The sequence below is a fragment of the Brachybacterium subflavum genome (assembly GCF_009299795.1).
In the GTDB taxonomy this organism is placed as follows: domain Bacteria; phylum Actinomycetota; class Actinomycetes; order Actinomycetales; family Dermabacteraceae; genus Brachybacterium; species Brachybacterium subflavum.
Map to the genome: position 1 here is coordinate 161714 of NZ_VIGP01000007.1, position 11227 is coordinate 172940.

Sequence of the window (11227 nt, forward strand, 5' to 3'; positions counted from 1 at the left end):
GGACGGGTGCCGGGGGTGCGGGGCCGGCCGCCGGGACGACGCGGGACCGCGCGTCCATCCTAGGCGCGCGGGGCCCTGCGGCGCGGTGGCCGTCCACTGCCGCCGCAGGGCTCCGCGACTGCGCTCAGATGTCCACGCCCCAGCGGACGGGCTCGGGCTCGAGGCGCACGCCGAAGGCCTGCTCCACGCCGTCGCGGACGGTGCGGGCGAGCTCCGCGATGTCCGCCGCCGCCGCTCCCCCGCGGTTGGTCAGCGCGAGCGAGTGCTTGGTCGACAGGCTCGCCCGGGGGCCGACGGAGAACCCGCGGTCGAACCCCGCATGGCTGATCAGCCATGCGGCGCTCGACTTCACGCGGTCATCGGCCGCAGGGAAGCGCGGGGCGTCCTGCGGCAGGGACTGCGCCTGCTCGGCGCTGAGGATCGGGTTGGTGAAGAAGCTGCCGGCGCTCCAGGTGTCGTGGTCGGCGGGATCCAGGACCATGCCCTTGGACCCGCGGATCGCGAGCACCGCCTCGCGGACCTGCGCCATGGGGACCCGGTCGCCGACCTCGACGCCCAGGTGCTGGGCGAGCTGGCCGTAGCGGATCGGCTCGGACATGTCGCCGACCCGGTGCTGGAAGCTCACGGAGAGCACCACGTAGCGGCCGGTCGGGGAGGCGACGGGCCCGCCGAAGGGAGTGCGCTTGAAGATGCTCGTGCGGTAGCCGAAGCCGCAGTCGGCGGCGTAGAAGGTGCGCACCCTGCGGTCCTCGCGGTCCCAGGTGCGCACGCGGGTGATGGTGTCGGCGACCTCCTGGCCGTAGGCGCCGACGTTCTGGATGGGCGTGGCGCCCACGCTGCCGGGGATCCCCGAGAGCGCCTCGACGCCGATCATGCCGCGGCCGACGGCGTACGCGACCGCCCGGTCCCAGGAGACCCCGGCGAAGTGCTCGACGATCGCTCCCCCGCAGCTGGGCTCCAGCGGCGTGAGCTCCGCGGGATCAGCGGGAGTCGCATCGGGCTCCCCGGAGGGGACGATCTCGCAGGTCGCGTCGAGCACGGGCGGCCGCTCGGGGTCTCGCAGCGCCACCACGGTGCCCTCGAAGGGCTCGTCGGAGGGCAGGAAGTTCGAGCCGCCGCCGAGCACGAGCAGGGTCTCCCCCGCATCGTCGGCCGCGCGGACCGCGTCGATGACCTCCTGGTCGCTGCGGGCCTCGACGAGATCGCGGATGCTCCCGCCCACGCGCAGCGTGGTGAGCTCGGAGAGGTTCACGCCGCCGGCTCCGAGCCCGCGCCGTCGGCGCCGTCCTCGGCGCGCGCCTCGTCGCTCGCGCCATCGGCCGCGCGCGGGGCGAGGGAGACGGTCGCCCGGGCGCGCCCGAGCACCTTCGCGCCGCCGGCCTCGGCCGTGACGTCGAGCTCCGCGGTGCCCGCCTCCTCGTCGACGCCGCGCACGGTGACCACGACGCTCAAGGTCGTGGGCTCGAGCGCGGGGACCTCGACGGGCTTGGTGAAGCGGGTGGCGCAGGCGCGCACGGCGGTGGGATCGCCGACGGCGTCCAGGACGGCGCTCATCGCCGTGCCCATGGTGAGCATGCCGTGGGCGATCACGCCCGGCAGGCCGACCTGCGTCGCGAAGGCCTCGTTGTAGTGGATGGGGTTGAAGTCGCCCGAGGCGCCCGCGTAGCGCACCAGGGTGTCGCGGGAGATCGGGTACTCGCGGCGCGCGAGCTCCTGCCCCTTGGCGAGGCCCTCGGGGCGCAGCGTCGAGCTCGATCCGGCTGCGGCGCCGCGAGGGGCCTCGGGCGCGGCAGGGGTGCTGGGGGTGCTGGTCATGGCGTTCCTTCCTGCGCTCATTCGCCGCGCACGACGATCACGGAGCGGACGGCGGCGACGGCCTCACCGGCTTCGTCGGCCACGTCCACGCGGGTGGTGATCATGGAGTGGCCGCCGGCGGCGCGCACGGACTCGACGGTGAGCGTCGGCACCAGGCGGTCGCCCGCGACGACGCTCCGGTGCAGCTCGAAGCCCTCCTCGCCGTGGACCACGCGCGAGAAGTCGATGCCGGCCTCGGGATCCTCGATGTAGGCGGCCTCGGCGGACTGCGCGAGGGAGACGAGGAAGGTCGGTGTCGCCACCACGCCCGCGTGGCCCGCGGCGCGGGCGGCGGCGTCATCGGTGTGCACCGGGTCGGCGGCGCCGGTCGCCCGCGCGAACTCGGCGATCTTCGCGCCCGAGACGACGTGGACGGGGCCGCTGGGATACGTGCGGCCGGCGAAGGACGGGTCCGGCGTGGATGTCATCGATGCACTCCTGGAGGGGCGGATGAGGTGGTCGGGGACTGCGGAACCATCCTGCCACTCCCGTCCCCGCTCCCCCGGTCATGACGGGCTCGGGCCCGGACATGACGAGAGCCACCCGGCAGCGCCGGATGGCTCTCGTGATGAAGCGTGCGTCGCACGCGGACCGTTCAGCGGGTCTCGCGGTGCGCGGTCTGCTTGCCGCAGGTGGGGCAGAACTTCGACAGCTCGAGACGGTCGGGGGTGTTCCGACGGTTCTTCTTGGTGATGTAGTTCCGCGCCTTGCACTCGGTGCAGGCCATGGTGATCTTGGGACGCACGTCCGAGCTCTTGCTCGCCATGGTTCGCCTCTTTCTCCAAGGCGCGTCTCCCGCGCCACGTGGTCCCCGCGATGGGGGCTGCGTTCGTGCACTCCGGCGGGGCCGGCGTGGTACCGAGGGCGGGGATCGAACCCGCGACCTCACGATTATGAGTCGTGCGCTCTGACCGTCTGAGCTACCCCGGCGCGATCGATGGAACGGCCCGATCTCGAGCGAGATCGGGCCGACCATCCATCAGAGCCCTGAAAGGGAATCGAACCCTTGACCTTCTCCTTACCATGGAGATGCTCTGCCGACTGAGCTATCAGGGCAAGCCCCGAGAACTTTACCGGCGGCCCGCTGGACGAGCAAACCGCAGGTGGACCTCGGTGCCTGGGATCACACGGCGGTGATCCTCGGCGTGGCAGGTGAGGGATTCGAACCCCCGAAGGCAATGCCAGCTGATTTACAGTCAGATCCCTTTGGCCGCTTGGGTAACCTGCCGAGTCCGGCCCTCTCGCGAGGGGCCTTGCGACCCCGTCCGCTCGTGGACCTGAACTAGCATACGGGGCGCACGGGAGCGGAGCCAACCCGAAGCCCCCTCACCACGCATGACGCTCCTCACAGCGCCCTGACCTGCACTTTCATCGACCCCATCCCTTCAGGAGGACAGCAGATGGCCGATTCGTCGTTCGACATCGTCAGCAAGCTCGATCGCCAGGAGGTGGACAACGCCGTCAACCAGGCCGCGAAGGAGGTCTCCCAGCGCTACGACTTCCGCGGAACCGACGCCTCGGTGTCGCTCAGCGGCGAGCAGATCGTCATGACCGCCAACGCCGACGAGCGCGTGCGCGCGGTCCTGGACGTCCTGCAGACCAAGCTGCTGCGGCGCGGCCTCTCCCTCAAGAGCATCGACGTGGGAGAGCCCGTCCAGTCGGGCAAGACCGTGCGCATGGTCGCCGCTCTCAAGGAGGGCATCAGCTCGGAGCAGGCCAAGAAGATCTCCAAGATCATCCGCGACGAGGGCCCCAAGGGCGTGAAGGCGCAGATCCAGGGCGACGAGCTGCGGGTCTCCTCGAAGAAGCGCGACGACCTGCAGGCAGTGATCGCGCTGCTGAAGGGCGAGGACCTCGACGTCGCGCTGCAGTTCGTCAACTACCGGTGACGGCTGCGGGCCGGACGAGGCCGGGGCGGCTCTTCCGGGCCCTGCGTCCGTCGTCCGTCCGCGCCCGTGGCACTGCCGACCCATGCACGAGGGTCCCCGGTCGGTGACCGGGGACCCTCGTGCATGGTCGGGTCGTGAGGAGCCGAGGCGCCCTCGTGGCCCGCGCGCTCACCTCTGCGTCGAAGGCTCAGGCGTTGGAGTTCGAGGTCTGGTCCTGCTCGTCCGCCTGATCGGAGAGGCTGTCGCCGTGGGTCTTGAACAGGTCCGCAATGCCCGCGACCTCGCTCGACTGGAAGCTGCGCCAGTCATCCTTGAAGGTGTCCGCGTCCGGACCCTTCCACTCGATGCCCTGGACGGTTCCGTCGAGATCGCTGAAGGCCTGCTTGATCTTCTCGCCGGCCTGGGTCACGTCCTTGGCGACGTCGCGTGCCTGCTCCGGATCCATTCCCTTGAAAGACATGTTTCTCCCCTGTTCTCGACCGCTGTCACGGCCCGTGCTCTGTGATGGGTTCTGCGATGGCTGGTGTGCTGCGAGCGCGCCGAGCGCTCATGCTGGTCGCCGGGATCAGCGCGACGACGCCGTCGTCTGCTCCTTGGCGTTCTTCTCGGCCGACTCCGCGAAGTCATCGGCCTTCTGCTTGAGCTGCTTCACCTTGTCGGCGAGGTCCTCGAACTCCGAGACGTAGTCGTCACGGTCCTCACCGGTCCAGTCGAGCTCGTCGACCTTCCCCTTGACCTCATCGAACGCGGCCTGCGCGTCCTCGCCGGCGTCGCGGATGCTCTGCGCCATCTGCTTGACGGCCTCAGGATCCATACCCTTCTTCTCAGCCATGTCCACTCCTCGTTTCGCTGTGATCTTCGGTCGCACCGCGGAGAGTCGATGAGGCGGTCGGTCCCGCTCCGTTCATCCCTGTTCTCCAGGTGATGGCTCCACCGTATGCAAGCCTTTTCGACTTGGCGATGGGGAGAAGTACCCATGCCCTGTGCACGCATCCGCAGCCCTCGACCTGGCAGCGTACTCCCAGGTCAACGGAGCTTTCTGCGGGTCCTCCACAAGGATCGGCCATCCACAGCTCCCCATGGACGCGTCCCGTCGGCGCGGATCGGGGCAGTGTCAGAGGACCGGCCGCACCGAGTCCTGGATCCTGCGCAGCACGGTGATCTGGTCGTCGGCGTCCTCGGCGCCGCAGCTCGCGACGACCTCGAGGATGTCCGCGGCATGCGCCGAGCGCGGCACCATCGTGTACCGCGCCGCCTGCACCACCGTGCGCTGGCCGGGCTGGGCGTAGCCGTACTCGCTCGCGAGCCAGGAGATCCCGTCGATCTCGAGCTCGCCCGTGTCGATCTCCTCGAGCTGAGGCAGTGCGGCCTTGCGCGCCTCGAGGCTCTCGCGCACGCTCTGCATGGGTGTCGCAGCCGGGCAGCGCTGGACGGTGAGCACGACGTTGGCGCGGAATCTGCCCTCGATGCGCGGCGCGGCGGCCGCCAGCTGCACGCCGGGGACCGAGAGGGTCTGCCAATCGTCCGGCACGTCGAGGCGGAAGCCGACCGCAGGAGGGAAGTCCTCGCTGGGATAGGCGATCTGCACCGTCATTGCTGCTCCGTCCGTCCGCGCCGGGAAGATCCCGGCGAATCTACCAGGGCCGGCCCGCCCGGGCGCAGGCACGTCGTGATGCAGATGCGGGTGCGCGCACCCGCGCCCGTCGGTGTGCGTGCACCCGCGCCGGTTCGGGAGCGCGGGCGGGCCCGGACCCCGCTGGGGATCCGGGCCCGCTCAGGCGTCCCGTCGACCGATGGTCCTGTGATCAGTGGGAGGAGACGGTCTGCTGCTCGCTCGCGTTGGACTCTGCCGTGGCGCCGAGCTGCTCCACGGCCGTCTGGATGCTCTTCAGAGCCGGCACCATCTCGGACTCCCAGGTGCCGCGGAAGTCGTCCGCGTCCGGACCCGTCCAGTCGACCTCCTCGAGACCCGTGGTGAGGTCGCTCTGCATGGTGGTGATGTCCTCGGCCGCGCTGCTCAGCTGCTTGGCCATCTTCAGCACCTGATCGACGTCCATACCCTTCTCGGCCATGGATCCTCCTCCTCTGGTTCGCGAGCCTCCCGGACCCTCCGGTCGCCACGGCGGGGCCTGGGCCCTGCCGGGCTCGACGGTGGCCCGCCGTGCTCCTGCCGCCACTGTAGGCAGTGCTCGCCGGATCCGACATGGGGACAAGTACCCATGTGGACGACGCCCGCCTGGGGAGGACGCGTGTCCTCGCGCCCTCACAGAGTGATCTGGGCGACCTGCAGCTTCGAGGCGCGGCCCGAGCCGACGAGGAACCCGCGCCCGGGTGGGAAGTCGGCCCGACGGAAACGGCCCAGCGGAGTGCCCAGCAGCGAATCGCCGTCCATGTCGGAGGGCTGCAGCAGGAGCCCGCGGCGTCCCGCCTTGAAGGGCTGGGCGAGCGTGTACGCCTGGTTCCAGGTCGAGTTCTCGTTCTCGCCGATCACGAACTGGCCCTCGCGCACGCACGAGCGCACCAGGGCGTCGAGCTCCTTCTCCGTGCCGCTGCCGGTGAAGTCCGCGATCCCGTCGAGGACCAGCGTGAGCCGCCCCTCCCCCAGGTTCCCCGACTCGAGCGTCTGGCGCAGCTGGCCCGCGAGCTCCTTGACCGTCTCGGCGTCCGAGGCCTCGACGTCCCACAGGTCCAGGCCCGTCAGCGGCGTGCGGCGGGCGGAGAACCGCACCAGGCGCATGCCCTGCGGGAGCGCCCTGAGACTCGTGGCGATGGTGCGCACCGCCGTGGTGCGACCGGAGCTGCCGGGACCGGTGACCATGAAGGCGCCGCGGGGCTCGATCGTGATCTCCGCGAGGTCCTCGTCGCCGATGCCGATGGCAGGACGGCCGCCGACCACGGGTCGCAGGCGCGACAGCTCGACCCGCTCCGGCAGCGACTCGACGGCGGGCGCAGGATCGACGCCCGCGCGCCGCATGGCCTTCGCGAGCTCTCCGACCTCGCGCGCCTGGATCGCCACGTTCGCGTCGCCGCCGTGCACGGCGATCTGGGCCTCGTGCCCGTCGAGGATCGCGCGTCCGGGCGGGGAGGAGCCGTCGAGCACGTCGCGGTCGACGCCGAAGTTCATGTAGTCGTCGACCGAGGCCATGCGGTGGATCAGTCGGCGCTGGATCGAGGACCCCAGGGACGTGGGCACGGCGTTGGGGCGATCACCGGTGACGATCACGTGGATGCCCACCTGGCGCCCGTCGGTCGCGATCTGCACGAACGTGGTGAACCACTTGGAGAGGTTGGAGAAGTCGTAGGCCTCGCGGAAGGCCGCCATGCCGTCGACCAGGAGCAGGATGCGCGGGGCCTCCGACTCCCCGGACAGCTCCCGGTACTCGGCGATCGAGCCCGCGCGCACCGCGGCGAACTTCTTCGCGCGCTCGTCGATCAGACCGCGCAGCGTCCGCAGCAGCCGGATCACGCGCTCCTCGTCGTCGCCCTGGATGATCGCGCCCACGTGCGGGAGCTCCTCGAGCATCTGCAGGCCGGAGGCGCCGAAGTCGATCCCGTAGACGTGCACGGGGCCGCCCCGGGCGGTCGCGCTCGCCGCCGAGATCGCGATCGTGCGCAGGGTGGTCGACTTGCCCGAGCCGCCCGTGCCGTAGATCGCCATGTTGCCGTCGCGGTCGGGCACGTAGGAGACCGTGGGCTGGGACTGGTCCTCCGGGGTGTCCATGACGCCCAGCAGGAGGTCCTCGTCGGTGCGGCGGCTGGGCAGGAGGGAGAGGTCGTAGGCGGGGGCGAGCTCGGACAGCCACGGCTTGCGGGGGGCGGGGACCCCAGCCTCGTCGGCGGCGCAGGAGATGGTGCGCACCATGCGGGAGATGTCGTTGGGGCCCAGTTCGCTGCGGGCGGGGGACGGCGGACTCGGGACGTCCCAGATGTCGCCGGTGCCGAACTCCCGCTCGACGATGTCGATGCGCGCGCGCTCGGGCTCGCCGGTCGTCCATCCGCCCGCGTACCCGGTCTGGAAGGTCGCGATGCGGCCCGGCCCGGTCTTCGCGGCGGCGCGACCGGGGATGCCGGGATCGAAGTGGGCCGCCATCGAGTCGCCCAGGATGTCCTTCGAGTCCGCCTCGTCGGCCATCCGCAGGGCGATGCGCAGGTTCGTGTTCGCGCGCAGGTTGTCCTTGATGACGCCCGCCGGGCGCTGGGTCGCGAGGATCAGGTGCAGGCCGAGGGAGCGGCCGCGCGCGGCCACGTCCACGACACCGTCGACGAACTCCGGGACCTCCTTCGCGAGCGCGGCGAACTCGTCGACGATGATGATCAGGCTCGGCGGCGCCTCGGGGTCCCCGGTGCGCTCGAGCGAGACGAGGTCCTTGGCCTTCTTGCGGTTCAGCAGGTGCTCGCGATGGTGCAGCTCGGCGCGCAGGGACGTCAGCGCGCGGCGCACCAGGTGCGGGGACAGGTCGGTGACCATGCCCACGGCGTGCGGGAGCTCGATGCAGTCGGCGAAGGCGGAGCCGCCCTTGTAGTCGACGAACAGGAAGGTCACCCGGTCGGGCGAGTGGGCAGTCGCCATGCCCATCACCCAGGCCTGGAGGAACTCGGACTTGCCGGCGCCCGTGGTGCCGCCCACCAGGGCGTGCGGGCCGTGGGTGCGCAGGTCGAGGTGGTAGGCATCCTGGCCGTCGTGGCCGATGAGTCCCCGCAGGTTCGCGTCGTGCTTGCGCGGGACCGGCGGCGCCCCGTCGCGCGGGGTCAGCGAGCCGGTCTCCTTCCAGTGCTCGATGACCGCGCCGGGCTCCTCGGCGAGCTCCGTCCCGGCCAGGGTGAGATAGGAGATGGCGCGCGGGAGGTCGGAGTCGTCGTCCACAGGGACGCCCGCGTCGACCACCGGGGAGAGGTGCCGGGCCACTCCGGCGGCGACGTCGAGGCCGACGGTCTCCACGCTCACGGGGTAGTAGCGCTCGCCGCGGCGCACGATGCCGGCGTTCGCCCCCTCCACGCCGTCCTCGCTCGAGAGGTAGGTGCGGCAGGCCGCGGGCAGGGCCGCGACCGTCGCCGCGCACCAGATCACGAAGACGCCCACGTCGGGCCCGCGCTCGGCGATGCGCACCAGGCGTGCGCGGTCCACGGGGGCGTCGTCCTCGACGACGAGCACGAGGTTCGGGGTGACCGGGTCGGGAGCGGGCACGGGATCGGCGGAGACGGGGGCGCGCACCGCGCGGCGCAGCTGCGCCGGCGCGCCCTCGGAGCGCTCCTCGATGAGCTCCTCGATGCGCGAGACCAGGGAGATCCCGCTGAGCGCGCCGTCGGCCAGATGATCCCCGTCCAGCGGCGAATGGGGGCTCGACGTGTGCGGGAGCCACTTCAGCCAGTCCCAGAGGGCGCGCGAGGAGCGCGAGGTGATAGCGGCGATCGCGAGGTCCGTGGGCGAGTGCAGGGCGAACAGCTGGGTGATCAGGCCGCGGGCGACGGCGTCGGCCTGCTCCCCTCCCCCGGCGACGCCGATCCCGCCGGACTCCCGCAGGTCGCCGACGATCGGCACCCCGGCGATCATCCTGTACTCCTCGTGCATGTCGTCGAGCTGATCCCAGTACTGGGCGATCGCGTTGTTCTCACCGGGCATCGGGATGCCGACGCGGGACTCGGCGACGCCGAGGCCCAGGCGCACTGTCGTGAAGGCCTCGTGCTCGGGCCGATGGGTCCACAGCAGGCGGCCGAGCCGGTGGGCGGAGTCCACCGCGTCCGCCGTGGAGGGGGTCTCCACGAGCCGCACCGCGCGCTCCAGGTCCTGGGCGGCGGTGACGCGGCGCTTGAGGGAGGCCAGCGACTCCTCGAAGTTCTTGATCTGCCGCTCGAGCTGCTTGCGCTGCTGGTACTTGCGGTTGAGATACCCGGCGGTCGCCATCATCGGCATCATCAGCACGAAGATCAGCGAGTAGGGGCTGCGCGTGACCGCGAACATGAGCCCGCCCATGAGCAGCGGCGCGAACATCATGAAGATCGGGAAGAACTGCGGCTGGGGCTCGCGCGGCGGCTGCGGCGGAGTCATCTCGCGGTACTCGAAGCGCGGCACCACGCGCGGGGAGCGGTTGAACTCGACCACCGGGGAGTTCGGCGCGCTGCCGCCCGCGCGATGCAGCATGATCACGGAGAAGGTGGTGCCGCCCACCTCGACCGTGTCGGCGGGGCCGACGACGGCGCGGCCCACCCGCTCCCCGCCGATCTCGACCCCGTTGGCAGACCGCAGGTCCACGATCTCCACGGCGTCGGCGACGTTGATGCGGGCATGGCGCTTGGAGAGCATCGGGTCGGCGATGCGGATGTCCACGTCGCCCTCGCGACCGATCACGCTCGAGCCGCTGGGCAGGGGGAACTCGCGTCCCTCCTCGGGCCCCGAGAGCACGCGCAGCAGAGCGACGGCGGCGCCGCGCGACTCGGCGCGCGTGGCGTACTCGGTCGAGGAGCGCGCGATGGAGACCACGGAGCCGGAGCGCAGACCGGCGGAGATCAGGTCGATGCCGCGGTCCAGGGACCGCACGCCGGCCGCACCGGGGCCCGCCCCGGCGTCCTGCACCTGCAGGGTCAGTCCCTCCGGCGCCTCGGCGGCGCCGCGCAGAGGGTCGCCCAGGTAGAGGGCGCCGGCGACGTCGGCGACGGTGGCCGTAGCGTCGGCGGTGACCTCGAGGTCCGTCATCCGGTCCTCGGGTCGACGCAGCGTGAGCTTGATGCGCATGCGGTGGTGTCCTCGTCAGTCCTCGTCGGCGTCGGCGTCGGCCCTGTCCAGCAGCGGAAGGTCCTCGGCGGTGACCAGTCGGGTGAACACGGCGTGCTCGACGAGCCGCGCCCGCCGGTTGCTCGCGAGCTTCCCCGGTCCGCCCCGCAGCCCGCGCACGCCCATCCGATCGAGCTTGTCGCAGACGTTGTCGAGCTTGCGGTTGAACTTGGTGCGCGGCCAGCCCAGACGCTCCGCGGCCTGGGCGGACGTGGGCACCGCGCTCATGCCGCTGCCCTCGCGCACGAGCATCGGCTCGGCGAGGGCGAGGATCAGCTGCTTCTGGCTCTCGGTGAGCTGCACGGAGCCGACGGTGGTCTCGCCGACCGGGTCCTCCGGGGACGGCGAGCGCTCGAACTCCGGGGTCTCGGTGTGCACGTCCAGCTCATAGGTCGTCGGCCCCGCCGTGAACACGACCTTCGTGACGTCGAAGACCAGCGGCAGACGCGCACCGGGAGCGAGCCACGCCTGCAGCGCGCCCGCGGAGTCGGTGATGGTCGCGGAGAGCCGCGACCCCACGTTCGAGAGCCACCACAGGGAGTCCACCTGCGAGATCGTGAGGAAGCGGCGATGGAGGTACGGGTTGTCCCCGTCGACGACGAGATCCGCCTCACGGCCGATGCTCAGCTCCCCGCCCTCCTCCGCGCGGTACCACTCACCGCAGAACTCGACCGAGATCGACGCTGCCATGCTCCTGCCTCCCTCTTCGTACGGT

The 11227-nt window shown here is 71.3% G+C and carries 11 protein-coding genes and 3 tRNA genes; 1 reads left to right on the top strand and 13 read right to left on the bottom strand.

Going from position 1 to position 11227, the window contains the following annotated elements; all coding sequences use genetic code 11:
- Positions 1 to 124: 124 nt before the first annotated feature.
- The 7 genes from FHG10_RS16460 to FHG10_RS16490 all read right to left on the bottom strand — a co-directional run bounded on the left by FHG10_RS16460 (position 125) and on the right by FHG10_RS16490 (position 3082).
- On the bottom strand, positions 125 to 1252 hold the full coding sequence (locus FHG10_RS16460; protein ID WP_152354443.1) for a UDP-N-acetylmuramate dehydrogenase: 1128 nt from the start codon (positions 1250 to 1252) through the stop codon (positions 125 to 127).
- Positions 1249 to 1815 (bottom strand): MaoC/PaaZ C-terminal domain-containing protein, encoded by a 567-nt coding sequence (locus tag FHG10_RS16465; protein WP_319803218.1) that lies wholly within the window; start codon positions 1813 to 1815, stop codon positions 1249 to 1251. Before FHG10_RS16465 ends, FHG10_RS16460 begins: the two co-directional genes overlap by 4 nt.
- 17 nt (positions 1816 to 1832) lie before the next feature.
- Positions 1833 to 2282, bottom strand: coding sequence for an FAS1-like dehydratase domain-containing protein (locus tag FHG10_RS16470; protein ID WP_152354445.1), 450 nt, complete (start codon positions 2280 to 2282; stop codon positions 1833 to 1835).
- 167 nt (positions 2283 to 2449) lie between these two features.
- Entirely contained in the window at positions 2450 to 2620 is a 171-nt protein-coding gene (gene rpmG / locus FHG10_RS16475; RefSeq protein ID WP_017823818.1) for a 50S ribosomal protein L33, read from the bottom strand.
- Between the two features lie 87 nt (positions 2621 to 2707).
- A tRNA-Met gene (locus FHG10_RS16480) sits at positions 2708 to 2784 on the bottom strand.
- A gap of 53 nt (positions 2785 to 2837) precedes the next feature.
- Positions 2838 to 2910 (bottom strand) — tRNA-Thr (locus FHG10_RS16485).
- Between the two features lie 90 nt (positions 2911 to 3000).
- A tRNA-Tyr gene (locus FHG10_RS16490) sits at positions 3001 to 3082 on the bottom strand.
- Positions 3083 to 3254: 172 nt separating this feature from the next.
- Between FHG10_RS16490 and FHG10_RS16495 the strand changes: the two genes are divergently transcribed.
- Positions 3255 to 3743, top strand: a complete 489-nt coding sequence (locus FHG10_RS16495) for a YajQ family cyclic di-GMP-binding protein (RefSeq protein WP_152354446.1) — start codon at positions 3255 to 3257, stop codon at positions 3741 to 3743.
- A gap of 187 nt (positions 3744 to 3930) precedes the next feature.
- On the opposite strand, the gene FHG10_RS16500 is transcribed toward FHG10_RS16495, so the two are convergent.
- The 6 genes from FHG10_RS16500 to FHG10_RS16525 all read right to left on the bottom strand — a co-directional run bounded on the left by FHG10_RS16500 (position 3931) and on the right by FHG10_RS16525 (position 11202).
- A complete protein-coding gene (locus FHG10_RS16500; RefSeq protein ID WP_152354447.1) occupies positions 3931 to 4203 on the bottom strand; it encodes a WXG100 family type VII secretion target in 273 nt (90 codons plus the stop codon).
- Between the two features lie 105 nt (positions 4204 to 4308).
- Positions 4309 to 4575, bottom strand: coding sequence for a WXG100 family type VII secretion target (locus FHG10_RS16505; RefSeq protein ID WP_152354448.1), 267 nt, complete (start codon positions 4573 to 4575; stop codon positions 4309 to 4311).
- Between the two features lie 282 nt (positions 4576 to 4857).
- Positions 4858 to 5337, bottom strand: a complete 480-nt coding sequence (locus FHG10_RS16510) for a hypothetical protein (protein WP_152354449.1) — start codon at positions 5335 to 5337, stop codon at positions 4858 to 4860.
- 211 nt (positions 5338 to 5548) lie between these two features.
- Positions 5549 to 5815: a WXG100 family type VII secretion target gene (locus FHG10_RS16515; RefSeq protein WP_227488334.1), complete on the bottom strand. Its 267-nt coding sequence runs from the start codon at positions 5813 to 5815 to the stop codon at positions 5549 to 5551.
- A gap of 191 nt (positions 5816 to 6006) precedes the next feature.
- Positions 6007 to 10473, bottom strand: a complete 4467-nt coding sequence (locus FHG10_RS16520; RefSeq protein WP_152354450.1) for an FtsK/SpoIIIE domain-containing protein — start codon at positions 10471 to 10473, stop codon at positions 6007 to 6009.
- A 15-nt stretch (positions 10474 to 10488) separates the two neighbouring features.
- Positions 10489 to 11202 carry an FHA domain-containing protein gene (locus tag FHG10_RS16525; protein ID WP_152354451.1) on the bottom strand — a complete coding sequence of 238 codons (714 nt, stop codon included), beginning with the start codon at positions 11200 to 11202 and terminating at the stop codon, positions 10489 to 10491.
- Positions 11203 to 11227: the final 25 nt, after the last annotated feature.